General features: G+C 69.5%; 24 protein-coding genes. 17 read left to right on the plus strand and 7 right to left on the minus strand.

The features are described 5' to 3' along the window. Window positions 1-334: 334 nt before the first annotated feature. From ND450_RS07215 to ND450_RS07235, 5 genes are all read left to right on the plus strand, one after another. Complete coding sequence (locus ND450_RS07215) at window positions 335-1,600, plus strand: ABC transporter substrate-binding protein (RefSeq protein WP_253325376.1); 1,266 nt, start codon at window positions 335-337, stop codon at window positions 1,598-1,600. A 74-nt stretch (window positions 1,601-1,674) separates the two neighbouring features. Continuing rightward, on the plus strand, window positions 1,675-2,553 hold the full coding sequence (locus tag ND450_RS07220; protein WP_253325377.1) for a carbohydrate ABC transporter permease: 879 nt from the start codon (window positions 1,675-1,677) through the stop codon (window positions 2,551-2,553). Beyond that, window positions 2,553-3,401, plus strand: a complete 849-nt coding sequence (locus ND450_RS07225) for a carbohydrate ABC transporter permease (RefSeq protein ID WP_253325378.1) — start codon at window positions 2,553-2,555, stop codon at window positions 3,399-3,401. The genes ND450_RS07220 and ND450_RS07225 overlap by 1 nt, the downstream gene beginning before the upstream one ends. Before the next feature lie 25 nt (window positions 3,402-3,426). After that, window positions 3,427-4,983 (plus strand): glycoside hydrolase family 43 protein, encoded by a 1,557-nt coding sequence (locus ND450_RS07230; RefSeq protein WP_253325379.1) that lies wholly within the window; start codon window positions 3,427-3,429, stop codon window positions 4,981-4,983. Window positions 4,984-5,209: 226 nt separating this feature from the next. Continuing rightward, window positions 5,210-6,397, plus strand: coding sequence for a cellulose binding domain-containing protein (locus tag ND450_RS07235; protein WP_253325380.1), 1,188 nt, complete (start codon window positions 5,210-5,212; stop codon window positions 6,395-6,397). 6 nt (window positions 6,398-6,403) lie between these two features. Here the strand turns inward: ND450_RS07235 and ND450_RS07240 are convergent, their stop codons facing one another. Next, window positions 6,404-7,318, minus strand: a complete 915-nt coding sequence (locus ND450_RS07240) for a diacylglycerol kinase family protein (protein ID WP_371927755.1) — start codon at window positions 7,316-7,318, stop codon at window positions 6,404-6,406. Between ND450_RS07240 and ND450_RS45685 the strand changes: the two genes are divergently transcribed. Further along, a complete protein-coding gene (locus tag ND450_RS45685; protein WP_256557459.1) occupies window positions 7,259-7,390 on the plus strand; it encodes a hypothetical protein in 132 nt (43 codons plus the stop codon). The genes ND450_RS07240 and ND450_RS45685 overlap by 60 nt on opposite strands. A gap of 76 nt (window positions 7,391-7,466) precedes the next feature. On the opposite strand, the gene ND450_RS07245 is transcribed toward ND450_RS45685, so the two are convergent. Continuing rightward, window positions 7,467-8,060 carry a TetR/AcrR family transcriptional regulator gene (locus ND450_RS07245; protein WP_253325382.1) on the minus strand — a complete coding sequence of 198 codons (594 nt, stop codon included), beginning with the start codon at window positions 8,058-8,060 and terminating at the stop codon, window positions 7,467-7,469. Between the two features lie 105 nt (window positions 8,061-8,165). Here ND450_RS07245 and ND450_RS07250 point away from each other — a divergent pair, with 105 nt between their 5' ends. The 3 genes from ND450_RS07250 (at window position 8,166) to ND450_RS07260 (ending at window position 9,809) form a co-directional block, all read left to right on the plus strand. Beyond that, on the plus strand, window positions 8,166-8,543 hold the full coding sequence (locus ND450_RS07250; RefSeq protein WP_253325383.1) for a VOC family protein: 378 nt from the start codon (window positions 8,166-8,168) through the stop codon (window positions 8,541-8,543). 206 nt (window positions 8,544-8,749) lie between these two features. Then, window positions 8,750-8,896 carry a hypothetical protein gene (locus tag ND450_RS07255; RefSeq protein WP_253325384.1) on the plus strand — a complete coding sequence of 49 codons (147 nt, stop codon included), beginning with the start codon at window positions 8,750-8,752 and terminating at the stop codon, window positions 8,894-8,896. A 70-nt stretch (window positions 8,897-8,966) separates the two neighbouring features. Beyond that, window positions 8,967-9,809 (plus strand): alpha/beta fold hydrolase, encoded by an 843-nt coding sequence (locus ND450_RS07260; RefSeq protein WP_253325385.1) that lies wholly within the window; start codon window positions 8,967-8,969, stop codon window positions 9,807-9,809. A gap of 574 nt (window positions 9,810-10,383) precedes the next feature. On the opposite strand, the gene ND450_RS07265 is transcribed toward ND450_RS07260, so the two are convergent. Beyond that, window positions 10,384-11,049 carry an NADPH-dependent F420 reductase gene (locus ND450_RS07265; RefSeq protein ID WP_253325386.1) on the minus strand — a complete coding sequence of 222 codons (666 nt, stop codon included), beginning with the start codon at window positions 11,047-11,049 and terminating at the stop codon, window positions 10,384-10,386. A 261-nt stretch (window positions 11,050-11,310) separates the two neighbouring features. On the opposite strand from ND450_RS07265, the gene ND450_RS07270 reads away from it, so the two are divergent. Then, window positions 11,311-12,345, plus strand: coding sequence for a hypothetical protein (locus ND450_RS07270; protein ID WP_253325387.1), 1,035 nt, complete (start codon window positions 11,311-11,313; stop codon window positions 12,343-12,345). A gap of 214 nt (window positions 12,346-12,559) precedes the next feature. Here the strand turns inward: ND450_RS07270 and ND450_RS07275 are convergent, their stop codons facing one another. Continuing rightward, on the minus strand, window positions 12,560-13,378 hold the full coding sequence (locus ND450_RS07275) for an alpha/beta fold hydrolase (RefSeq protein WP_253325388.1): 819 nt from the start codon (window positions 13,376-13,378) through the stop codon (window positions 12,560-12,562). A 745-nt stretch (window positions 13,379-14,123) separates the two neighbouring features. Between ND450_RS07275 and urtA the strand changes: the two genes are divergently transcribed. The 6 genes from urtA to ND450_RS07305 all read left to right on the plus strand — a co-directional run bounded on the left by urtA (window position 14,124) and on the right by ND450_RS07305 (window position 19,595). Continuing rightward, window positions 14,124-15,326: an urea ABC transporter substrate-binding protein gene (gene urtA / locus ND450_RS07280; RefSeq protein WP_253325389.1), complete on the plus strand. Its 1,203-nt coding sequence runs from the start codon at window positions 14,124-14,126 to the stop codon at window positions 15,324-15,326. Between the two features lie 73 nt (window positions 15,327-15,399). Beyond that, the gene (urtB, locus tag ND450_RS07285; protein ID WP_253325390.1) at window positions 15,400-16,284 is read left to right on the plus strand and encodes an urea ABC transporter permease subunit UrtB; all 885 of its coding nucleotides are present in this window, start codon (window positions 15,400-15,402) and stop codon (window positions 16,282-16,284) included. Further along, window positions 16,281-17,393 (plus strand): urea ABC transporter permease subunit UrtC, encoded by a 1,113-nt coding sequence (urtC, locus tag ND450_RS07290; RefSeq protein WP_253325391.1) that lies wholly within the window; start codon window positions 16,281-16,283, stop codon window positions 17,391-17,393. The genes urtB and urtC overlap by 4 nt, the downstream gene beginning before the upstream one ends. Then, window positions 17,390-18,166: an urea ABC transporter ATP-binding protein UrtD gene (gene urtD / locus ND450_RS07295; RefSeq protein WP_253325392.1), complete on the plus strand. Its 777-nt coding sequence runs from the start codon at window positions 17,390-17,392 to the stop codon at window positions 18,164-18,166. Before urtC ends, urtD begins: the two co-directional genes overlap by 4 nt. Next, window positions 18,167-18,859: an urea ABC transporter ATP-binding subunit UrtE gene (urtE, locus tag ND450_RS07300; RefSeq protein ID WP_253325393.1), complete on the plus strand. Its 693-nt coding sequence runs from the start codon at window positions 18,167-18,169 to the stop codon at window positions 18,857-18,859. It begins immediately after the preceding gene. 19 nt (window positions 18,860-18,878) lie between these two features. Then, on the plus strand, window positions 18,879-19,595 hold the full coding sequence (locus tag ND450_RS07305) for a GntR family transcriptional regulator (protein WP_253325394.1): 717 nt from the start codon (window positions 18,879-18,881) through the stop codon (window positions 19,593-19,595). Between the two features lie 404 nt (window positions 19,596-19,999). On the opposite strand, the gene ND450_RS07315 is transcribed toward ND450_RS07305, so the two are convergent. Both ND450_RS07315 and ND450_RS07320 read right to left on the minus strand, forming a co-directional pair. Then, window positions 20,000-21,256 carry a glycosyltransferase gene (locus tag ND450_RS07315; RefSeq protein ID WP_253325395.1) on the minus strand — a complete coding sequence of 419 codons (1,257 nt, stop codon included), beginning with the start codon at window positions 21,254-21,256 and terminating at the stop codon, window positions 20,000-20,002. Further along, window positions 21,253-21,861: a TetR/AcrR family transcriptional regulator gene (locus tag ND450_RS07320; protein ID WP_253325396.1), complete on the minus strand. Its 609-nt coding sequence runs from the start codon at window positions 21,859-21,861 to the stop codon at window positions 21,253-21,255. Before ND450_RS07320 ends, ND450_RS07315 begins: the two co-directional genes overlap by 4 nt. Before the next feature lie 327 nt (window positions 21,862-22,188). Here ND450_RS07320 and ND450_RS07325 point away from each other — a divergent pair, with 327 nt between their 5' ends. Then, entirely contained in the window at window positions 22,189-24,006 is a 1,818-nt protein-coding gene (locus tag ND450_RS07325) for an amino acid transporter (RefSeq protein ID WP_253327874.1), read from the plus strand. Here the strand turns inward: ND450_RS07325 and ND450_RS07330 are convergent. Then, window positions 23,948-24,490: a hypothetical protein gene (locus ND450_RS07330; RefSeq protein ID WP_253325397.1), complete on the minus strand. Its 543-nt coding sequence runs from the start codon at window positions 24,488-24,490 to the stop codon at window positions 23,948-23,950. The two genes, ND450_RS07325 and ND450_RS07330, sit on opposite strands and share 59 nt — an antisense overlap. Between the last annotated feature and the right edge of the window lie 28 nt (window positions 24,491-24,518).

Here is a 24,518-nt window from a genome sequence, read left to right on the forward strand (position 1 = left end):
ACGGGAAGGACCTGCATCCCGACATGCGGCGGATCGGTGTCCTGGTCGATTCGAAACTTTTCGAAACCCTAGGATAGTTCGCGTTCACAACGGATGTTTCGAAAGTCCACTGCAACACACACTTGCTGATCAGCCGATTCCATGTGTTGCAACCGTTCTTGACGACCACGTGTGACGCAGCTTACTGTCGTGAGCGTTAACAATCGAAGTCGAGGGTAAGAAGTTTCGACCGCACGGTGCGGCAATGGCTCGACCCGATTCATGCGATCGCCTGCTTGCGATGGCCACCGCGCGGTGGTGGTGCCGCTTGTTCTCGCACACTTGGAGAAGCATCGTGAAACTCCGTTCACCCCTGCTCCTCGCCGCTGCGGTCCTGGTTCTGCTCACCGCCTGCACGCCCGGTACCGGAGGTGGCGGGGGAGGTGACGGCAAGTCCTTCGAGTTCTGGTCGTTCTCCGCCATCAACCAGAAGCTGACCGTCGAGGCGTACAAGGCGAAGCGCCCGGACGTCGAGATCAAACTGACCGAGGTGGGCACCTCCACGGAGACCGCCCAGTCGCTCACCACGGCGCTGGCCGGCGGCAAGGTGCCGGATCTGGTGCTCATCCAGGGCGACAACCTGCCGCAGTTCGTGGAGCAGCCGCAGAACTTCGTGGACCTGCGGACGTTGGGCGCCGACGAGGTCAAGGGCGACTACCTGGACTGGGTGTGGCGGCAGAGCGTCGCCAAGGACGGCGAGGTGCTGGGCGTGCCCACGGACGTGGGCGGGATGGCCGTGGCGTACCGGACCGACCTGTTCGCCGCCGCCGGGCTGCCCACCGACCGGGCGGCGGTGAGCGCGCTGTGGCCGACCTGGGACGCGTTCATCGAGACGGGCAAGCGCTACAAGCAGACCACCGGCAGGGCGTTCACCGACAACGCGGCCACCAGCGTGTTCTACCAAGCGGTCAACCAGGTCTCGGAGAAGTACTACAGCGAGGACCGCAAGCTGGTCCACAGCACCAACCCTCAGGTGAAGGCCGCGTTCGACCTCGGCATCAAGGCGGCGACCGCCGGGATCACCTCCGGCCAGTCCTCGTTCGAGAGCGCGTGGAGCGCGGGCATGGCGCAGGGCCAGTACGCGGCCGTGTCCGCGCCGTCGTGGATGCTCAACAGCATCCGCAGCACCGCCCCCGACACCAAGGGCAAGTGGGACATCGCGAAGATCCCCGGCGGTTCCGGCAACTGGGGCGGCAGCTACCTCGCCATCCCCAAGCGTGCGAAGAACCCGCAGGCGGCCTGGGACTACATCAAGGAGATGCAGTCGCCCCAGGGCCAGTTGGAGCACTTCAGCCGGGTCGGCGCGCTGCCCTCCACACCCTCGGTCTATAAGGACTCGAAGCTCACCGACGCGAAGGACCCGTTCTTCTCCGACGCGCCGACCGGCAAGATCTACACCGAATCGCTGCTCGGCCTCAAGCCGTTCTACATCGGCCCCGACAGCGCGGCCATCGGCCAGGAGTTCCTCAACGCCATCACCAACGTCGAGCAGAGCGGCGGCAACCCGGCGACGGCGTGGGACGACGCGTTGCGCGCCATCAAGAACGCCATCGGCGAGTGACCGACGTGACCGCCACGCTCTCCCGGGCGTCCAGGGCCGCGCCACCTCAGCCCGGGGCCAGGAAGGTCAAGGGTGTGGGCGAGCGACTGTCGGCGTACGCCTACATCGCCCCGTTCTTCGTGGTCTTCGGGGTGTTCGGGCTGTTCCCGTTCGCCTTCACGTTCTACGTGGCCCTGTTCGACTGGAACCCCATCGGCGACCAGGTGTTCATCGGGTTCGACAACTTCACCCGGATGTTCGGCGATCCGCGGTTCTGGAACGCCGCCGGCAACACGGTGAGCATCTGGGCGCTGTCCACCGTGCCGCAACTGCTGCTCGCCCTGGTGCTGGCGCACGTGCTCAACCACGCCCGGCTGCGGTTCGCGCTGTTCTTCCGGATGTCGGTGCTGGTCCCGTACGTCACGTCGGTGGCGGCGACGGCGATCGTGTTCGTGCAGCTCTTCGACCGCGACTACGGCCTGTTGAACTGGTTGCTCGGGCTGGCCGGTGTGGAACCGGTGGACTTCGTGCAGTCCACTTGGGGTAGTCACCTGCTGATCGCGACCATGGTGACGTGGCGGTGGTTCGGCTACACCACGTTGCTCTACCTGGCGTCGCTCCAGTCGTTGCCCCGCTCGGTGTTCGAGGCGGCGGCCATCGACGGCGCGGGACCGTGGCAGCGCTTCCGCCACATCTCGGTGCCCTCGCTGCGCCCGGTGATCATCTTCACCGTGGTCACCTCGACCATTGGCGGCCTGCAGATCTTCACCGAGCCGCTGCTGATCGCCACGGGCGCGCCACTCACGTGCGGGGCGGTGCGGCAGTGCCAGACGCTGACGCTGTTCCTCTACGAACAGGGCTTCGGGCAGTTCGAGTTCGGCTACGGATCGGCGGTCGGCGTCGCGCTGTTCGTCATGGTCGTCGCGATCGCCGCGCTCAACTACCTTCTGTCCACCCGGATCAAGGCGGACTGATGACGACCACCACGTCGCGCCACCGGCGTCTCGACCGGGTCCGGTGGTGGACCTACCTGCTGCTGGGCGTCGCCACCGTCGTGTGCCTGTTCCCGCTGTACTGGATGTTCATCGTGGCCACGACGGACACCGCGACCGCGACGCGGATGCCGCCGGAGGTCCTGCCCGGCGGCAACTTCCTCCACCTCGCGGGCCTGGTCGTGGACACGGTGCCGTTCGTGCAGTCGCTGCTCAACAGCCTGGCGGTGGCCACCGCGATCGGGGTGGGCCAGGCGGTGCTGTGCGCGCTGGCCGGGTTCGCGTTCGCCAAGCTGCGCTTCCCCGGCCGCAACGCGCTGTTCCTGGTGGTGGTGCTGACGATGACGGTGCCGACGCAGCTCTCGGTCATCCCGCAGTACCTGATCATGTCCGAGCTGGGCTGGGTCGACACGCTGCAGGCGCTCATCGTGCCCGGCCTGGCGAGTGCGTTCGGCATCTTCTGGATGCGCCAGCACATCTCGGCCACGATCAGCGACGAGCTGATGCAGGCGGCCCGCATCGACGGCGCGAGCACCTGGCAGGTGTTCTGGCGCATCGCGTTCCCGATGGTGCGGCCGGCCGCGTTCGTCCTGGGCCTGTTCGGGTTCGTCACCGCGTGGAACGACTTCCTGTGGCCGTTCATCGTGCTCAAGTCGCCTGAGCGCTACACCGCCCAGATCGCCATCAAGGCGCTGCAGAACAGCTACGACGTCGACCTCGGCCTGGCCATGTCCGGCTCGTTCCTGGCCACCGTTCCGCTGGTCCTGCTGTTCGTCCTGGTCGGCCGCCGCATGGTCGCCGGAATCCTCGAAGGCGCCTTCAAGGGCTGAAACCCCCGCACACCGAGGAAAACCCATGAACTCACCGACCTCCGGCGCGTCGTTCCACGACAACCCCGTGATCCCCGGGTTCCACCCCGACCCCAGCGTGTGCCGGGTAGGCGAGGACTTCTACCTGGTGTGCTCCAGTTTCGAGTACTTCCCGGGCGTGCCGATCTTCCACAGCCGCGACCTGGTGCACTGGCGGCAGATCGGCAACGTCCTCGACCGCACGGCGCAGTTGCCGCTGCCGGCCGACGCGATGGCGTCCGACGGCATCTACGCCCCCACGATCCGGCACCACGACGGCAGGTTCTGGATGATCACCACGAACGTGTCGCAGGGCGGCAACTTCCTCGTCACCGCCGAACGGCCTGAAGGCCCCTGGTCGGACCCGGTGTGGCTGGAACTGCCCGGCATCGACCCCGATCTGGCCTGGGACGACGACGGCACCTGCTGGTGCGCCTTCGCCGGTGCCCACGGCCCCAGCTACACCGGAGTGCAGATCGCCCGCGTCGACCCCGAGAGCGGGAAGGTGCTCGAGGACCCGTTCCCCGCCTGGGCGGGCACCGGGTTGCAGTGGCCGGAGGCGCCCCACCTGTACCGCGTCGGCGAGTGGTGGTACCTGCTGATCGCCGAGGGCGGCACCGAACGCGGCCACACCGTCGCCATGGCGCGTGCCCGTTCGCCGCGCGGCCCGTGGGAGCCGGCGCCGGCCAACCCGATCCTGTCCCACCGCGGCACCGACCACCCGGTCCAGAGCACCGGCCACGCCGACCTGGTCACCACGCCGGACGGCGAGTGGTGGATGGTCCTGCTCGCCACTCGCCCAGCCGGGTACAGCCCCAAGTTCCACGTCCTGGGCAGGGAAACGTTTCTCACCCCCGTCCGGTGGGAGGACGGCTGGCCGCGCGTCGGACCCGTCAACCTGCGGGAGCGGGCACCGGGCGCCCTGCGGCCGCAGGAGCCGGCACCGCGGCGCGACGACTTCGACGCGCCGGAGCTGGAGCCCCGGCTGATCTCGCCGCGGTCACGCCCGGACGGCTCGTGGTCGCTGACCGAGCGGCAGGGGTGGCTCGCCCTGCACGCCACCGGCGGCACGCTGGACCGGCCGGGCTGCACCTTCGTCGGCCGCCGCCAGCAGCACGCCGAGAGCCGGACCGCGGTGCTGCTGGACCACGGCACCGGTCGCGCCGGCCTGTCGGTGCGCCTGGACGAGGGCCACCACTACGACCTGGAGGTGGCCGGCGGACAGGCGAGCGTGATCGCCCGCATCGGACCCCTGCGCCAGGTCGTGGCCACCCGCGCCGTGCCGGCGGGCCCGGTGGTCCTGGCGATCACCACCAGGTCGGCCCGGAAGTGGTCGGTGGGGGAGGAGAGGGTGTCGGGCCTGCACGTCGCCGCACCCGACTTCGTCGCCTTCCACGTCGGCACGGACCCCGAGCCTCTGGCCGAGCTCGACGGCAGGTACCTGTCCACGGAGGTCGCCACCGGCTTCACCGGCCGGGTGATCGGCATGTACGTCACCGAGGGCACCGCGTGGTTCGACTGGTTCGACCACGGCCCGCTCGACGACGCACCCGGTCGCTCCTGACGACGGACCTGTGGCCGACCACGTCGCCCCTGTTCGGCACGTCGCGGAACGGGGCTGCCCTGATCGGGTGAAGCCACGAATTTTAGCAGACACATGTCTTGACGGGCGTGCCGCTATGAGTCCAGAGTCGCGAGCATACTGGGAGCGCTCCCAGACCAATCCCGCTCTCACGGTTCTCAACGAGGAGATCACTGTGCTCACGATGGTTCCCCGTGTCCGGCCTGCAGTGGCACTCGCGGCTGCGATGGCCGTGACCACAGCGCTGACCCCAGGGGCCGCGGCTGCGACGTCGTCCGCCGCCGGATGCCGGGTCGACTACTCGATCAGTTCGCAGTGGCAGGGCGGGTTCGGCGCGGCCGTGACGGTGACGAACCTCGGCAGTCCCGTCAACGGCTGGCAGGTGGCGTGGACGTTCGCCGGGGACGAGCGGATCACCCAGCTGTGGAACGGTTCCGCGGCCCAAACGGGCGCGCGGGTGTCGGTGACCAACGCGTCGTGGAACGGTTCCGTCGTCACCGGGGGCACGGTTTCCTTCGGCTTCAACGCCACGTCCGGCACCGCCTCGACCGTTCCGGCGGCGTTCACGCTCAACGGCGTGGTCTGCACCGGCTCGGTGACGGAACCGCCGCCGGGAGGCGGTGCCCTGGTGGACAACAACTTCCCGGTCAGCCGGGAGGCCGCCTACGGCGACAACCGCTACACCGTGTTCCGCCCGGCGAACCCGCAGGCGGTGGGAGCGCCGATGCCGGTGCTGGTGTTCGGGAACGGCGCCTGCGCGCACACGAACAACAGCGAGGTCACCAGGGCGTTGACGTTCATCGCGTCGAAAGGCGTCGTAGTGGTGGACACCGGTTCAGTGGACGGGTCGCCCAACGGTGTGCCGAGCGGCTCTCCGATCCCCTCCTTGCTGACCGGCGCGATCACGTGGGCGGAGCGGGAGCAGACCCGGTCCGGGGCGCCGCTGTCCCAGCGGCTCGACCTGACCAAGGTCGCCGCCGCGGGCCACTCCTGCGGTGGGCTGGAGGCCCTGGTGGCCGCGCAGGACAGCCGGGTGTCCGCGGTGGTGTCACTGGACAGCGGGTTCTTCGCCGACGGCTCCTTCGGGTACTCCCGCGCCGAACTCGCCCGGCTCCACTCGCCGGTCCTGTTCATGGCCGGAGGACCCTCCGACGTCGCCAACGACAACACGCGGGCCAACTACGACTTGGTCACCGTGCCGGCCGTGCTCGCCGTGCACCCCCAGGCGGGGCACGTCGGCTTCATCACCGGCAGCCAGATGACCGACGGCATGACCACCGTGGTGCAGTTCCTCGACATGGTGCTCAACGGCAACCGAGCGGCCCGCTCGTACGTCCTGGATCCGTCCGGGCTCGCGTCCAGGTATCCCTGGACCGTCTCGAAGAAGAACTTCTGACCGGGTTCACGCCGGCATCTTGACGACGAGCGCTGCGGGATTCACCTCGACCTCGAGCGACCTGGTCGTCCCGCAGACTTCTCCGTCGACCTCGAACGGCTTGGTGCGACTGCTGCGCAACTCCAAGCGCCGGAACCGGAACCGCTCCACCACCGGCCCGTCCACCCGGCGGGAACCGATCAGGCGCCCCGCCGTGACCAGCCAGCCCCTGGTGTTCACGTCACGCAGCAACGCCAGGTCCAGGAGCCCGTCGGCGGGATCCGCCTCCGGCAGGAGGGAGACCCCGCCCTGCAAGGCGCCTACGTTGCCCACGACCGCCCCGAGGACGCGGCGGGTCAGCCAGGGGCCGTCGTCCAACCGGACACGCACCCGGCCGGCACCCGACCTCAGACCCCTGAGGACCGCCGGTAGATATGCGGGCCACCCCAGGAGGCGCTTCATCCCGGGCGAGGTGTCGCGGACCATCTCCGCGTCCAGACCGATCCCGCCCATGCCGACGAAGGGGCGTCCATCCAGCAGACCCATGTCGACGCGGCGGTCCGCTCCGTCGAAAGCCGACGTGACGGCGTCCTGCACCCCCCTGCCGATTCCCAGGTTCCGGGCCACCAGGTTCCCCGTGCCGATCGGCACGATTCCCATCGCCACCCCGGTGTGCGCGAGCCCGGCGGCCACCGCGTTCACCGTGCCGTCTCCACCGCACGCCAGAACCAGCCGCGGGTTGTCGCGCAGGGCGAGTGCCGTCACGCCTGTCCCGGCATCCTCACGTGTGGTCTCGAACCACCGCGGCTCGCACCAGCCGCGATCCTGAGCGGTACGAGACACCAGGTCCCGCAATCCGGAGTGGTCCACCACAGCGCCCGGATGGACGACCACCGCCACACGAAGCCCGTCACGCCCAAGATCCACCCGAACCGCCTTCACGAGGTCGACACCGGACCGGATGCCCTGCGACAGGCGAACGCACACGCGGACGTGACGCGCAAAGCACTGTGAAACCAGGGGACCGGTGCGCCACAGCGTTCCGGCATCCTGTTCGGTGCCGCTGGACGAGCAGTTCGGCGCCCGCCCGTCAGGTCGAACGGGCCTGGACGCCGAGCCGGCCGAGCGCGTCCTCGACCACGCGCGCGACGAACGTGGCGTCAAGAGGCTCGCGGGAGAACCAGCGTCGGTAGAACAGCGGGCCGGCGACGGCGGCGGTGACGTCGGCCGGCCCACGATCCGCGGCGAGCTCCCCGCGAGTTCGCGCGCGTTCGGTCACCACGCCGAACGGAGCCATCAACCGGGCGTGCAGATCCGCATGGAGCCCGGCCAGCTCGGGCTCGCGCTCGGCGGCGTCCACGATGGAGGGCAGGACCGCCGCCCAGCGGGCGCTTCGCAGCTGCTCGGCCAACGCCCCGGACAGGGCGACGAGATCCCCGCCGAAGCTGCCCGTGTCCGGAACCGGGGGCGCCGACCCGATCGTCGAGCACGCCTCGATCAGCAACGCGGCCCGTGACGGCCAGTGCCGGTAGATCGTGGTCTTGGACACGCCTGAACGTCGCGACACCTCGTCGATGCTGACACCGCCGATGCCGCCCGCCGACAGCAACTCGTACGTCTGGGCGAGCACCGCCGCCTTGGACCGCTGAACTCGAACGTCGACGAAGTCCCCGGATCGGGCCACCTTGCGATCTCCGCTTCTTTCTCCCGGCAGAAACAGTACGCTACTGTACCGTACTGTTTCTCGGGTCGGGCGGCCCGACCCCTCGGAAGCAGCCAGGAGAACGCCATGAAGCTCGCCTCGGTGCGCCTCGTCACCGACGACCTGCCCACCCTGACCGCCTTCTACTCCACGCTCACCAACACCGAGCCGGTGACACCTTTCGGGCCCGGCGACTACGCCGAACTGCGTACCGAGGGCAGCATCATCGCGCTGGCCAGCAGCGCGGCCGTCAAGCGTTTCAACAACAACGCCGCCGAGGCCGCCGCCAACCGATCCGTCATCATCGAGTTCGAGGTGGACGACGTCGACGCCGAACGCGCCCGCTTGGACGACCACGTCACCGCCTGGGTCCAGGAACCCGCCGACCAGCCATGGGGAAACCGGTCGATGCTCTTCCGCGACCCCGACGGCAACCTCGTCAACGTCTACTCCACCGGGCCCTGAACGGCACCGGCAGGCGGTCGTGCCGGGTGACCCGGGCTGTCCGCAACCTGGAATCAGACCCACTCACGCCACGCGCGGCGAATACGAGTGGCACCACAAACGGACACCGCACCCACCGATCACTCGCCGCAGCACCCTTCAGCGCCAGACCGCAGACTCTCGAACCCGAGCGAATCGAACACCTCCCGTCGATCGACGTGACCGTCGTGGGAGAGTCATCCGCGAGCATCACCGCGCCGCCTGACCAACAGGGGATGCAGTTCTCGGCACACACAGGTCTCGCGCACGGTGTCCGCCCGTTCTTCCGCAACACCGCCATGTTCGGCATCGCCGGCGGCGTGATCATCGGCTGATGCGAGATCGCCGAGCCGACGACTCGTAGATCCGTCCCCTGCTGTCACGGCATGTTCTCCGAGGTCCTCGATGACTGATCCCGTGCTCGACCTGAGGGCCGGTCTCGCCGCGGCCCCGCAACCGCGGACGGCCGTGCTCGTCGTGGACGACGGAACGGAGATCGCGTACCACCGCTGGGAACCCGATCCCGGGATCCGGGCACATCCCGTCCCGGTCGTCCTGCAGCACGGATTCACGGCGAACACGATGGTGGACTGGGCCGGCAGGGGCACCGTGACGGCACTGACCGCGGTGGGGCGGACGGTGGTCGGAGTCGACGCCCGCGGCCACGGCCAGTCGCAGAAGTCCCCGGATCCCCGCCGCTACGGTGAACCGCGCATGGCAATGGACCTGCGCGCGGTGATCGATCTCCTCGGCGTGCACGAGGTGGATCTTGTCGGCTACTCGATGGGATCCATCATCTCGTTGCTCGTCGGCGCGGAGGAACCGAAGGTGCGCAAGCTGGTCGTCGGCGGTGTCGGCGCCGGCGTCGTCGAGGTCGGCGGGGTGGACACGCGGGTGTTGCCCAACGACCTGCTCGCGGAGGCACTGCTCGCCGACCACCCTGGTTCCTTCCCGCCGGAGGTCGCCGGCATGCGCACGTTCGCGCAGACGGTGGGCGCGGACCTCCCGTCCCTGGCGGCGCAGGCACGGGCGGTGCACACGGGAGGAGTCGACCTCGCGCGCATCACCGCGCGGACGCTCGTCATCGCGGGCGATGAGGACCCACTCGCGGCTCGGCCCGAAGTGCTCGCGGACGCGATCCCGGACGCCTGCCTCGTGCTCGTCGCAGGCGATCACACGATCGTCGGCAGCAGCCCCGACTTCCGCACGGTGGTGGTCGACTTCCTTCAAGACGAATCGTCGGCGTGAGCGGCGGCAACCTGCGAACGAGATCAAGCGGCGGAACGAGAACGTTGCCCACCCAAGTGGCGCAACGCGTGCACCGCTTCCATTCGCGGGGGACCTCGTTTCCGGTTCGCGGGCTCCCGTGAGCTGGAACCCGCATGACGAACAGGGCGATGTCGTCATCCGGGACAGGTCCGGTCCCGCTCCCTCTTCCGGAAGCAGCGTTCGAAGGTCGGCGTCGCGGCCGGGTCCGACCAGACCGGCGATGTCCGACAGCACGAAGGTGCGCGGCTCAAGGGTGGCCCGGTGGGCGGTGGGTCGAGCGGGGACAGGCCGCCGAGGCACTGCCAGATCTCGCCGCCGACGGCTGGTCCGTGGAGGCATTCGCACGAGGCGAGGACGGCCTGGTCGGCGACACTCGGCGCAGGCCGGACGTGACCTGGGCATCCTGAGATGCTCTCGGTATCCGAATGCTTGGCTGACCGCATCCTCTCCCCGTGCCGGGAATCACCGAGATTCCCGGCACCACGACCACCTGGAGGACGCGGTGAGCTCCAAGGAGAACGGGAGAGCCGTCACCGGATCGATCCGCAGACCGTCACTTCGCCGCGGCGAGCGCCTCGCGGACGATCTGCGTGCTCGCCTGGGTACCGGGGAGTTGCCCGTAAGCGCCGTAAGGAGTCACGTACACGGGAGTGTCCCGCTGGGTGCGCCAGTTCTCGGCGAGCGGTCCGGCGTCCACGGTGTCGTAGCCGAGGCTGTCGAAGAGCTCGGTGACCGTCTGCTTGGCGGCCTCGTTGTCACCAGCGATCGGGAGCGCCGACCGGTCCGCGCTTCCCGCCGGACGGGACAGGTCGCCCAGGTGCCCGGCCCAGATGTTGTTGAAGCCCTTCACCACGTGCGCTTGCGGCAGGTGCTTCTGCAGCAGTTCACCGGTGGTGGTGGAGCCGTCCTCCAGTTCGTCGAAGACGCCGTCGCGGTCCGGGTAGTAGTTGTTGGTGTCGATGACCACCTTGCCCGCCAGCGGCTCCACCGGAACGTCCCGGTACGCCCGCAGCGGCACCGTCACCACCACGACGTCGCCGGCCGCGGCCGCCTCCGCCGCAGTCGCGGCGCGCGCCTTCGGCCCCAGCTCGGACACGAGGTCCTGAAGGGTGTGCGGGCCACGAGAGTTGCTCAACACCACGTCGTGCCCGGCAGCCACCGCCAGCCGCGCGACGGTGCTTCCGATGTTGCCACTGCCGATGATGCCAATCGTCGTCATGTCATCCGGAACCTCGGCGCCCCTCACCTGATTCCGGCCTGCGGCCACGGTGACGTGTCGCACACCGATTTCACGATCTTCGCTGTGAGGCCGCTGTCGAGTGGCGGTCGCCGCCGAGACGCCTCCTGACGGTTCCTGACTGCGAATCCTGGAACAACCGCCCCGGTTCTTCCGGCTCCTCGTCCACCACGAGCGCCCGCTACCGGCGCGGGCGTCTGGTATTGGCGGGAGTTCGGCGGCATTGACCCGGAGATGGTGGCGGTGCTGGAGAACTGTGCGGCCGCGCTGCCGGAGTCCGCGCTCAAGGCCAGGGTTCTCGCGAGCCTGGCGATGGAGCTGACCTACGAATGGCGGTCTGTGGTCGCGGACGAGGTGAGCACCGCTGCGGTCGCCCTCGCGCGCACCGTGGGAGACGCGGAACTGCTGGTCGACGTGGCGTCCCTGCGGATGCTCGTGCTCTGGGGCCGTCCGGGCTCGGCACAGGAGCGACTGGCACTGGCCGCGGAGGTGCGGGCGCTGCCGCTGACCCTCGAGCAGGGGCTGTACACCCGCTTCATCGCCGCTGCGGCCCATCTGCAACTGGGCGCCGGCGACGCCGCGGACACCGAGATGATCCGCTGCGTCGAACTGGCCAGAAGGCTGCGCCACACCGGCGCCGACGTCCCGATCGCGTGGTGGCACTTCTACCGCGCCATCGCGGCGAACGACCGCGAGCGGGCGACCAAGCTCGTCGCCGACGCCGTTGAACTCCACGATCGCAGCCAGCTCGTCGCCCAACCCGAAAGCGGGCCGATCGCCGCGGCACGCCCCGCCGGTGAGGGCGTGCCCGTGCCCGGCGAGTGGGTGGAACTGGCGCGCACCAACGCCAATCCGACGTTCCGCGCGTTCATCGGGCACGTGCTCGCTGAAGCGGGCCGGGTCGAGGAAGGCATGGCCGTGCTCGGCGACCCCGTGCCCGACGGCGCGTGGGACTACTCGCCCGTCGTGGGCGACTGTCTGCGAGTCGACGTGCTGGCACACGGCGGGCCGAGCCCGGAGCTGCGGCGGGTGCTGGACCGGATCGCACCGTGGGGGCACGAGTTCGCGGTGTACGGGTCGATCGACTTCCTCGGGTCGATCGACTACTTCGTCGGGCGCGGGCGGGAAGGCTTCGGCGAGATGGACGCTGCGGCGGCGGCCTACCGGCGGGCGGTCGAGCGCAACCGCGCGGCGGGCGTGGTTCCGTGGCTGCACCGCGCCGAGAGAAGGCTCTCGGCGCGTCTCGGCAAATTCCAGGGATCCCGTTCACCGGGCTGACGGACTCCGCGGTGAGCGTGGAAACGCTCCGGACCGAGTTCGCTCCCGATCGGGTCAGGGCAGTGCGAGCGCGGGAACCGGCGCTGGACGATTCTCGGCACGCACAGCGTTGGAAGACGCCATGTGACTCGGCGGTCACGACCGCCATCGGGTCGGTGCACCGATCAGGCGGCCGGAAACGCTCTCGACACGGCGATACAGCCATGGTGATGGCTCAGCGTGTTCTGCTGAGCCATCGGTGCAATGCGACGGCGAGCTCCACCGGTGCGTCGTACTGCACGAGATGCCCGGCGTTCTCGATGATCTCCAGATGAGCGCTCGGGATGAGATCCACGAGCCGGCGACCGCGATCCGGCGGGATCCACGTGTCACGGTCGCCCCAGATGACGTGGGTCGGAATGGTGATCGTCGGAAGCAGGTCGTGGAACTCGTCGGTGAACCGTTCGTCGGCTTGGGCGATCTGGCGGTAGAACGCGGCCTGCCCCTCGGCGGTCAACCACGGCTCGGTCAGCGTCGCCAGTTGCTCGTCGGTCAGGCCGCGGTGGCTGGCCCCACGGATGTACGCCTCCAGCGCACCGCGGTGCACCGCTGGCGGCAGCGCCGTGAACGTGCCGGCGTTGGAGGTGACCAGCTTGAAGAAGTCCGAGCCCCACGGCCGCAACGCGACGACGTCCACCAGAGCGAGCGACCCGTACATGGCCCTGTGCAACAAGTGCGCGCGCAGGGAGACCGCTCCGCCGTAGTCGTGGGCCACGACGTGTGGTTCGCGCAGCTCCCAATGTGCGAGCAGGTCGGCGAACAGTTCACCCTGGACGGCGAGGTCGACCGGATGGTCAGGGTGTTTCGAGGATGCGCCGTATCCAGGCATGTCCCACAGATAGACGGTGAACTCGGTACTCAAGGCGCGCGCGTACGGCTCCCACAAGCGCGACGACCACGGCGTGCCATGACAGAACACCACCGCTGGGCCTCGACCGCGGACATCCCAGCCGATGGTACGACCGCGCCACTGGAACCGCTGAGAGAGAGCCATGATCCCATCAAAGCACTGGCTCGCAGGTCGTCCCGGTGATCAGCGCTCAAGGCAGATGCGTTCTCGTGTGCGCAGTCGGCGAAGGTGAGCGTGGCCGGCCCTGCGCGTCGAAGTGGTCGCCGCGCGTCGAACGGTGCCTGGACGAGGTGCGTTTCTGCCGGCAGGTCCAATCAGGATCGACCGTGATGCGCACCGGGTGCTGGTGGCGGGGTGCCGGGTGAGGCGGCCGAGGGCGGAGTGCACAGCATCGAGTGGTCGCCCGCGGGGCGACGAGACCGTAGTGGCGTTGATCGAGCGTTCGGCGCGGGAGAACGCCGACTGGTTGATCCGCAGGTCGGGCCCAACGAGCTGACTTCGGCACTCCAGAAGCTCTTGAACCCGGCCAGATCGGACGCCTCACCACAGATCGGCAGGACCGTCCCAGCGGAGTTGTCCACGAGTACCGCCACGCGATTTGAACTGCACAGGCGCGGTTTTCGGCACGCGCAGGTGCTCACGACCTGATGTTTCCGCCGGATCTCGCGGTCCGGCCCTGGCCGGACCGTTCGGCTACGACGTCTTAACCGCGCGCCGCCACCGCCGCAACATCGCCTACCTAGCGTTGCCTCCCTGGATACAGGCCTGTATCCAGCAGCTCAGAGGCGGCTTTCGACGAGCTCCGCGCTGCCTCGGCCTTCGTGAAAGGCGCATGCGGATGAACATCTCACCAGCCCGGCGGCTGGTCGCCGTGGCAACGATGTCGGCGATGGGACTGCTCGTAGGCTGCGGCGCTCGTGTGTCCGACGATCCGTCGACCGGTGCGGCGGGTGCCGGCTGCGTCGACACTTCGGGGTCGTCGGTCAAGATCGGTTTCCTCAACTCGCGCTCGGGCACGATGGCGATCAGCGAGAACACCGTCTACAACTCGCTGAAGCTCGCGGCTGACCAGATCAACGCCGCCGGCGGTGTCGCGGGGAAGCAGCTCGCGATCGTCGCCGAGGACGGCGCGTCCGAGCCGACGACGTTCGCGGAGAAGGCCGAGAAGCTGATCCGCGGTGACTGCGTGGCCGCGGTGTTCGGCGGCTGGACGTCGTCGTCGCGCAAGGCGATGCTGCCGGTCTTCGAGTCCAACAACGCCCTGCTGTTCTACCCGGTGCAGTACGAGGGCCTGGAGTCGTCGAAGAACATCTTCTACACCGGCGCCACCACCAACCAGCAGATCGTGCCGGCGCTCGACTACCTCAAGGAGAAGGGCGCGAAGAGCCTCTTCCTGGTGGGCAGCGACTACGTCTTCCCGCAGACCGCCAACAAGATCATCAAGGCGTACGCGAAGGCGAACGGCATCGAGGTCAAAGGCGAGGAGTACGCGCCGCTCGGGCACACCGACTTCTCCACCATCGTCTCGAAGGTCAAGGCGGCCGACGCGGACGCGGTGTTCAACACCCTCAACGGCGACTCGAACGTGGCGTTCTTCAAGGAGTACAAGAACGCGGGCCTGACGGCCGACGCGATGCCGGTGCTGTCGGTGTCGATCGCCGAGGAGGAGGTCGGCGGCATCGGCGTCGGCAACATCGTCGGCCAGCCGGTGGCGTGGAACTACTACCAGACCATCGACAGCGCGCAGAACAAGAAGTTCGTCGCCGACTTCAAGGCCGCCTACGGGCCGACGAAGGTCACCTCCGACCCGATGGAGGCCGCCTACACCTCGTTGTACCTGTGGAAGGGCATGGTCGAGAAGGCGAAGTCCTTCGCGGTAGCGGACATCCAGAAGGCCGCGGGCGGGGTCGCCTTCGACGCTCCCGAAGGGAAGGTGACGGTCAACGGGGAGAACCACCACATCGCCAAGACCGCGCTCATCGGCAAGATCGGCCAGGACGGCCTGATCTACACCGACTGGACCTCGGGCAAGCCGATCGAGCCGGACCCCTACCTCAAGTCCTACCCCTGGGCCACCGGTCTGTCCGGCTGAGCATCCACACTCCGACACCGGCCGGGGACCACCCGGCCGGTGACCTGCCGGTCCGATCTCACGGAGGCATGTCGTGGAAATCCTGCTGAGCCAGCTGTTCAACGGCCTGTCGGGAGGGTCGATCCTCCTGCTGGCCGCGCTGGGTCTCGCTCTGACGTTCGGGCAGATGGGCGTCATCAACATGGCGCACGGCGAGTTCATCATGGCCGGCGCCTACACCGCGTTCGTCGTGCAGAAGCTGCTCGGCGACGCCGGGTTGTCGTTGCTGCTGTCGCTTCCCGCGGCCTTCGTGGTGGGCGGCCTGCTCGGTCTCGCCCTGGAGGCGTTGCTGCTGCGGCGGATGTACCACCGTCCACTTGACACGCTGCTGGTCACCTTCGGCGTTTCCCTGGTGCTGCAACAACTCGCTCGCGACGTGTTCGGCACCGCCGGCGTCGACGTCGCTGCTCCGGGGTGGCTGTCCGGTCCGGTGGAGGTCTTCGGGGTCGCGTTCCCGAAGACCCGGTTGTTCATCCTGGTGCTCGCGATCGTGGCCGTGGTCGTGCTGTCGGCGTTGCTCGCGTTCACACCGCTGGGTCGCCGGATCCGCGCCACGGTGCAGAACCGGTCGCTCGCGGAGAGCTCGGGCATCTCCACCCGGCGCACCGACCGCATCACGTTCTTCGTCGGTTCGGGGCTGGCGGGAGTCGCCGGGGTGGCGCTCACGTTGATGGGCTCGATCTCGTCGAACCTCGGCACCAACTACATCGTCGACGCCTTCCTCGTGGTCGTGGTCGGCGGGGTCGGCCAGATCAAGGGCGCGGTGATCGCGGCGTTCGTGCTCGGCGTCGCGCAGTCGTGGATCGAGTACTCCACCACCGCGTCGATCGCCAAGGTCGTGGTGCTGGCGCTCATCGTGGCGTTCCTCCAGGCACGCCCCCAGGGCATCTTCGTCGTGCGGACCCGGAGCCTCGTATGAACCTCAAGTCGTTCCTCACCACCAGGTGGGCGGTGGCGGCCGGGTTCGCCGTCGCGGCGGTCCTGCTGCTCGTCGTGGCACCGGCGCTGCTCTCGTCGTTCCGGCTCGGGTTGCTGGGCAAGTACCTCTGCTACGCCATGGTCGCGGTCGGCATCGGCCTGGCGTGGGGGCGCGGCGGGATGCTCGTGCTCGGGCAGGGCGTGTTCTTCGGGCTGGGCGCCTACATCATGGCGATGCACCTGAAACTCGCCGACGCCCCGCCGAGCACCGGCGTGCCCGACTTCATGGCGCTGATCTCCTCGGACGGAGTACCCGTCTGGTGGGAGCCGTTCCGGTCCGGCGTGGTCACGCTCGTCGCGATCGTGGTGGTGCCCACGGCGGTAGCGGTCCTCTTGGGACTCGCGACGTTCCGGCGCAGGGTGCGCGGCGCGTACTTCGCGATCCTGTCGCAGGCGCTCGCGGCGGCGTTCGCGATCCTGCTGATCGGCAACCCGCGCAGCACCGGCGGATCGACGGGTCTCAACAACTTCAAGGGATTCTTCGGGTTCTCGCTGCGCGACCCGGCGAACCGGATGACCCTCTACGTCATCGCCGTGGTCGCCCTGCTCGCGATGGTCGCGGTGGCGCGGCAGCTGATGGTGAGCCGCTACGGCGAGCTGCTCGTCGCGTGCCGTGACGCGGAGGAACGGGTGCGGTTCCTCGGGTACGACCCGGCGGCGATCAAGACGTTCGCCTACGCCGCCGCCGCGGCGATGGCGGGGGTGGCCGGGGCGTTGTTCGTGCCGATCGTGGGCATCGTGTCGCCCAACGACGTCGGCATCGTCCCGTCGATCGGGCTGCTCATCGGTGTCGCGATCGGCGGCCGCACGACTTTGCTCGGACCGGTGCTCGGCGCGATCGCCGTGGCCTGGGCCGAGACGTCGCTGTCGGAACGCTTCCCGTCGGGCTGGACCTACGCGCAGGGCCTGCTGTTCATGCTGGTCGTGGCGTTCCTGCCAGGCGGGCTCGCGTCGCTGCGGCCGATCGTGCGCGGATGGCGGGAACGACTGCGGCCCTCCCGCACCGCCGATTCGGCTCCTGTCCCGTCGCTCTCGGGGAGCTCGCGATGAACGCCGACTACCTGGAACTGACCGACCTGACCGTGAGCTTCGACGGGTTCGTCGCGGTGGACCGCGTGAACATGTCGGTGCTGCCGGGCGACCTGCGCTTCCTCATCGGTCCCAACGGTGCGGGCAAGACCACGCTGATCGACGCGGTGTCCGGACTGGTGCCCGCCACCGGCTCGGCGCGGTGGGCGGGCGAGGACCTCGTCGGCCGCAAGGTGCACCGCATCGCCCGGCTCGGCGTGGGCCGCACGTTCCAGACCGCCACCGTGTTCGAGGAGCTCACGGTGGCGCAGAACCTCGACATCGCGGCCGGTGCGCGCCGTGGCCTGCTCACGCTCGCCCGGCGCCGTACGAGTCTGCCCGAGGCGGTCGTCAAGGCCATGGAAACGATCGGACTCACCGACCTCGCGGACGCCCTCGCCGGCACGCTGTCGCACGGTCAGAAGCAGTGGCTGGAGATCGGCATGGTGCTGGTGCAGGACGCCCGGCTGATCATGCTCGACGAGCCGGTGGCCGGTATGAGCGCCGAGGAGAAGGACGAGACGGGGCGGCTGCTGCACCGCATCGCCGCCGATCTGACCGTAGTCGTGGTCGAGCACGACATGGACTTCATGCGGGCCTTCGCCACGTCCGTGACCGTGCTGCACGCCGGGAAGGTGCTCGCGGAGGGGTCGGTCGCGCAGGTGCAGGCCGATCCGCGGGTGCAGGAGGTCTACCTCGGTCCGGGCGAGCACTCGAAGGCCGTGGCCGAGGCCGTGCTGGGGGAGGGGGCGTAGATGCTGCAACTCGTCGACGTGGAGGTCGCCTACGGGCGGACCTCCGTGGTGCACGGCGTCACCGTCGAGGTGCCGGCCGGTGGTGTCACCGCGATCATGGGCCACAACGGTGCGGGCAAGACCACGCTGTTGCGGGCGGCGGTCGGCACCCTGCCCGCACGGTCCGGGCGGGTGCTCCTCGACGGAGAGGACGTCACCGCGCTCGCGCCGCACAAGCGGGTCGCGCGCGGTCTGGGGTACGTGCCGCAGGGACAGCAGTCGTTCGGGCAGATGACCACGATGGAGAACCTGCGCGTGGTGGCCGACGGGCGCCCGCGCGGCGGGGCGTTGATCGACGAGGCCCTCGACCTCTTCCCCGCGCTGCGGGGACTGCTCGGTCGCCGCGCGGGCCTGCTCTCCGGCGGGCAGCGCCAGCAGCTCGCGATCGCCCGCGCGCTGGTCGCCCAGCCGCGGATGCTGATCCTCGACGAACCCACCGAGGGCATCCAGCCGTCGGTGGTCGCCGAGATCGAGGAGATCATCCTCGGCCTGACCAGGCGCGGAGACCTGTCCGTGCTGCTGGTGGAACAGCACGTGGGCTTCGCGTTGTCGGCCGCGCACTCGTACTACGTGCTCGCGTCCGGCCAGGTCACCTCGTCTGGTTCCGGCGGAGAGACAGCGCTCACCGACGTTCGCGCTGCGATGGCCATTTGAGAGCAGCTGCACAGTGTCCATGAACGAGACCAACGCCCCGACCTCGCTCCGTGAGCGCGTCTACCTGGAACTGCGCGACGAGGTGCTGGGCGGGCGGATCGACACCACCGAACGGCTGACCGAACCACGCCTGTCCAAGCGGTTCGGGGTGTCGCGCACGCCGGTTCGCGACGCCCTGACCCGGCTCGTGGGCGACGGCCTGCTCGCCCGTGAGGAGTGGGGTTACTCGGTCGTCGTGCCGAGCATGGCCCGCGTCCGCGACATCTACGAGGTGCGCATCGCGGTGGAGCTGCGCGGAATCAGCCGCAGCATCGAGAACCCGCAGGTGCGGCACGACGTCGACGCGCTGGGCACCGAACTGGAGCACTGGTACGCGCTGAGGGCCGCCCCGCCTGAGCCGTCACCGGAGTTCGTGCTCGAGGACGAACGCTTCCACACCGCGCTGCTCGCCTCGTCCGGCAACACCGAGCTCGTCGCGGTGCTGGCGGACGTGACCCGCCGCCTCCGGCGCGTCCGCAGGTACGACTTCATGATCACCGGCCGCGTCGGAACCTCGATCGACGAGCACATCGAGATCGCCGAACGGGTGGCCGAGGGCCATCTGGAGACCGCGCACCGCCTGCTGCACGAGCACATCGGGGCCTCGCTGGAGATCGTCGCCGAACGCGCCACCCACTCGCTCGCCGCGATGAACGCGCTCGCCGGTCCCACTCCCATCTACCTCGGGTCGCCCTGACGAAAGGTCCGCCGGTGTCCGACACCCGGCGTCGGCGCCCCGCACGTGCAGGCCGCCGACCAAGCCGTGCGGCTGGGGCCGACTCCTACCAGCGCGCCGATGAGGTGCTGACTGGCCGCGATGATCGCCCTCGCCGCTGGGCACGGAGTCGGTCGGCTCGGCGACACCGAAGCGCTGACCGCGGGTGTCTGCGCCGCCTTCCTCGGTGCCGCCGGCATCGCCGTCAAGGGCGCTCATCGCGAGCGTCACGCCGCGCGGCCGCCGAGCGGTCACCGCGGAAGCCGAGCGCGCACCGGCGAACGCCTGACTGGTTTCCCGGCCGGCCGGGCATCGCCAGCAGTGCGCTCCGGCTGGTGCACCGGCGCGGTCCCGGATCCGCCCGCCGACCGGTCACGACCGTCGACTCAGCTCGAACTCCTCGCGCTGTGCACCGACTCCAGCTCCCGGACCGCCGTGGTGACGCCGTTCTCGGAGCGGATCCGTTCGCCGAGTTCTCCGGCACGCCGCCGCAGTGCCGCATCACCGACGGCCTGGGAGATCGCGTCGGCCAGTGCCGCGACGGTCAGCACGCGGTGGGGGACCGGAGGCGGCGCGACGCCTACGGCGTGCATGCGCTGGGCCCAGTGCGGCTGGTCGGCGACAAAAGGGCACACGACCTGGGGAGTTCCTGCGGCGAGTGCGGCTGCGGTCGTTCCTCCTCCGCCGTGGTGCGCCACCGCGGAGGTCCTCGGGAACAACCAGTCGTGCGGTGCCTGGTCGATCACGTGGAGATCGGCGGACTCGTGCGCGGAGAGCCCGCCCCAGCCGGTCGCGACGACCGCGCGCACGCCGGCCGCGCGGACGGCCTCGGCGACGATCTCGCCGGTGCGCCCGGCATCGCGTCCCGCCATGCTGCCGAAGCCGATGTACACGGGAGCGGGACCTGCGTCGAGGAACGCCGACAGCGACGCGTCCGGTGTCCAGTTGGCGGTGCGCGGCAAGTACCAGAAGCCCGTGGTGAGCACGGATTCCGGCCACCCGGGATCGACGGGGGTGACGAGTCGGCTGAACGCCTGCAGCACGCGGACCGGCTGAGGGCCACGACCTCGCGGCAGACCCAGGTCGCCGGTGCGCCAGTCGTCGACGACGCCGGAGTAGGCGCGCAACGTCGCGGAGACCGTCAGGTAGGTGGCGCGGTTGAGGAACCTCGGCACCCTGGGGAGCGCAACCATGGGGCACGGGAACTCCGCTGTGGGGACCCAGCCGGGCTGCAACGCTGCCAGGACCGAGGGCACGCCGAGCACCTCCGTCGCGTGGTGCGGGGGCACGCTGGGCGTGTGCACGACGAGGTCGGCGGTCCACGATCGCGCGACCGCCCCGACGTCGCGCAGCACGTCCGCCATCAGCGGCTTGATGCGCTTGATGGCCGACAGCGCGGTGATCTTGCCTCGGACACCTCGGTACCCGCCCTCGATCGCCTCCTTGAGCACCGGGTCGTCGAGCAGCCTGTTCGGCCCGTCGTCCAACGGTGCGAACGGCACGTCGTAGGACCTCGCCTGGTCCGCGAACGACCGGGGTGCGGCGAGCAGTGCCTCGTGGCCCGCGAGCACGAGAGCCTGGGCGAGTGGCAGCAACGGTTGCACGTCTCCGCGCGTGCCGTGGGTGACGACCAGGACTCTCACGGCCGGCTGCTCCCGTCGGCCTCGGTGAACGCCGCCAGCCAGCGGTCGTCGGTGAACAACCCTCTGGTCAGCATCTCCAACCCGGCTCGTGCACCGCGTACGGCCGTCGTGGTCTCCGCCGGATCGCCGCCCAGCAGACGGCCGACCTGATCGCTGAGCACAAGAGGCCCGAGCAGCCACGACACGTAGGTCACCGCACGGGCGCGCGCGTCCGACGTGGGACGGACCCAGCCCTCCTCCTCGCCGCCGGCGAGCCACGCTTCCGTCCGTTCGACGATCTCGGTGAACAGCCTCCTGGCCGCCTCGGTGTCGTCCAGCAGCGCGCGGGCGAGGTAGCGCCGCACCGGTGTCGCGGAGTCGAGGGCCTCGCCCAGCGACTCCAGGGAGATTTCCCCGCCCGCCCGGACGGCCTCCAGGACGTGCTCGTCACAGGCCCGGCGCAAGCCCTCCTTCGAGCCGAAGTGGTGCACGACCAGTGCCGCGGACACGCCGGCGTCTGCGGCGACCGTGCGCACCGTGGTGGCCGAGACCCCGTCCGCGCCGAACCGGGCAAGGGCGGCGTCGCGGATCCGGGCGCGCGCCGTCAGGTCAGATGCTGAACGCATGTTCATGATACTGAACATCTGTTTAGTCAATGTCCAGTTCGAGTTGTTGATCTTTACGCGATTCTTACGCCTGGGGGCCGCTGCCTTTACATCGGCCGGACTTCACGGTCAGTTCACTTGATCGTCGTGATCAGCACCTCGTCAGACGACTCGGCGGACCTCGCCGACACGTCGCGGTTAGCGGTACCCGAACGGCTCGACAGCCCGGTCCGGGCGGAGGCTCCGGACTCCCGGCTCGGCAGATGGCTGCTGAAGCACCGGGTTCAGCCGGTGGTCGGGCCGGAGAGCGGGGAGGCGCACGCCGCGCCGCAGTCGTGGTGGAAGGTCATGTGCCTGACCGGCGTCGACTACTTCTCCACGCTGTCCTACCTGCCCGCCATCGCCGCGCTGGCCGCCGGTGCCGTCTCGCCGCTCGCGACGTTGCTGATCGTGGCGCTCACCCTGCTGGGGATGCTGCCCATGTACCGCAGGGTGGCCCGCGAGAGTCCGCACGGGCAGGGCTCGGTCGCGATGCTCGAGCACCTGCTGCCCTTCTGGCGAGGCAAGCTGTTCGTGCTGGTGCTGCTGGGGTTCGTGGCGACGTCGTGGATCATCACGATCACGCTGTCCTCGGCGGATGCGACGGTGCACCTGCTGGAGAACCCGCTCGCACCCGACTTCCTGCACGGTCACGAGGTCGCGGTGACCGTCGTCCTGCTCGTCGTGCTCGGCGGGGTGTTCCTGCTCGGGTTCAGCGAGGCCGTCGGCGTGGCGATTCCGCTGGTGGCGGTCTTCTTGCTGCTGAACGCCGTGATCGTCGTCGCGGGTGTGGCGCGGGTCCTGGCCGAACCGGCGGTGCTCGACCGCTGGATCGACGCCCTGACGTCGGGTGGCGGCGGGCTGACCGGCGTGGTGGGACCCGCGATCCTGGCCTTCCCGTTGCTGGTGCTCGGTCTGTCCGGCTTCGAGACCGGCGTCAGCATGATGCCCCTGGTCGCGTCGAACGGGAAGACCGCCGAGGAGCGCCTGCGGGACCGCGTGCGCAACACCCGCAAGCTGCTCACGGCCGCAGCGTTGATCATGTCGGTGTACCTGGTCGCGACCAGCTTCGTCACGACCGTGCTGATCCCGGCGGAGAAGTTCCAGCCCGGCGGCGAGGCCAACGGCCGGGCGCTGGCCTACCTGGCGCACGAGTTGCTGGGCGAGGGGGTCGGGACGGCCTACGACGTCAGCAGCATCCTGATCCTGTGGTTCGCGGGCGCCTCGGCGATGGCCGGACTGATCAACATCGTGCCGCGCTACCTGCCGTCCTACGGCATGGCCCCCGAGTGGTCGCGGGCCGTGCGGCCGGTCGTGCTCGTCTACACCGCGATCTGCGTCCTCGTGACGATCGCCTTCAACGCCGACGTCAACGCCCAGGCCGGCGCCTACGCGACGGGCATCCTGGCCATGATGGTGTCGGCGTCGATCGCCGTGGCCATCTCCGCGGCCCGGCGCCGGCAGCGCCCCGCCGCGGTGGCGTTCACGGTGCTGACGCTGATCCTGCTGTACGCGCTGGTCGAGAACGTGATCGAGAAGCCGGACGGCCTGACGATCTCGATCTTCTTCATCGTGGGCATCATCGCGATCTCCCTGGTCTCCCGGGTCAGCCGCACGACCGAGCTGCGGGTGGAGCACATCGAGCTCGACGAGGCGGCCCGCCGGTTCGTCACCGACTCGCTCGCTCACGACGGCGCGATCACCCTCATCGCGAACCGGCGCCAGGCGGGTGACGCGGCCGAGTACGCCGAGAAGGAGGCCGAGCAACGCGACGCGAATCCCGTGCCGGGCACTGCGGACGTGCTGTTCCTCGAGATCGACGTGGTCGACCCGTCCGGGTTCAGCGACGTGCTGCAGGTGCGCGGAGTGCAGGTCGACGGGCACCGGGTGCTGCGGGCCGAGAGCCCCGCGGCGCCCAACGCCATCGCCGCGATCCTGCTCGCACTGCGCGACTGCACCGGGGTGCGGCCCCACTGCCACTTCGCGTGGAGCGAGGGCAATCCGCTGGGGCACCTCTTCCGCTACCTGCTGCTGGGGCGGGGTGACACCGCCCCGGTCGTGCGGGAGATCATCCGGGCAAGCGAACCGGATCCGCAACGACGGCCCGGTATCCACGTCGGCGGGTGACCATCCGGTCCGTGCGCCGGCGCGCGTACGACCGCATCGTCCGGTACCACCACCGCCATGCCTCGGTGGTGTCGGTGTGGATGTCGAACGCGTCGCCGAGCAGTTCGGCCCCGGCGACCGCGAGTGAGGGGTCGTCGGGGCTCCAGTCGGTGTCGACGACCAGGTCGAACCAGTCCTGGGTGCCGTCGGCGAAGGTCACCGTGACACCGCAGTCGTCGGGCACGCGCGACCTGATGTCCGCCGCGGTCCTCAGGTCGCCGAGGGCTGCGCGCAGCACGGGCACGAGGTCGGCGCGGGCGGAGCCGGTGCGGGGCAGCAGCCCCAGGCGCCGGGCGGCGTCGAGACCGGGACCGGAGTAGGCCGCGTGGCGGTGGGAGGGGACTGGACCGGTCAGCGTCACGTCCCAGTCGCTGCGCAGGAGCCGGTAGGCGGTGGTGAGGCCGGCGATGCCGGTGCCGAGGACGAGAGCTCTTCTGAACGCCATGGCCGGGTCCCTTCGCGCGACGTCACGT

This window comes from Lentzea sp. HUAS12 (assembly GCF_024125735.1).
GTDB lineage: Bacteria > Actinomycetota > Actinomycetes > Mycobacteriales > Pseudonocardiaceae > Lentzea > Lentzea albida.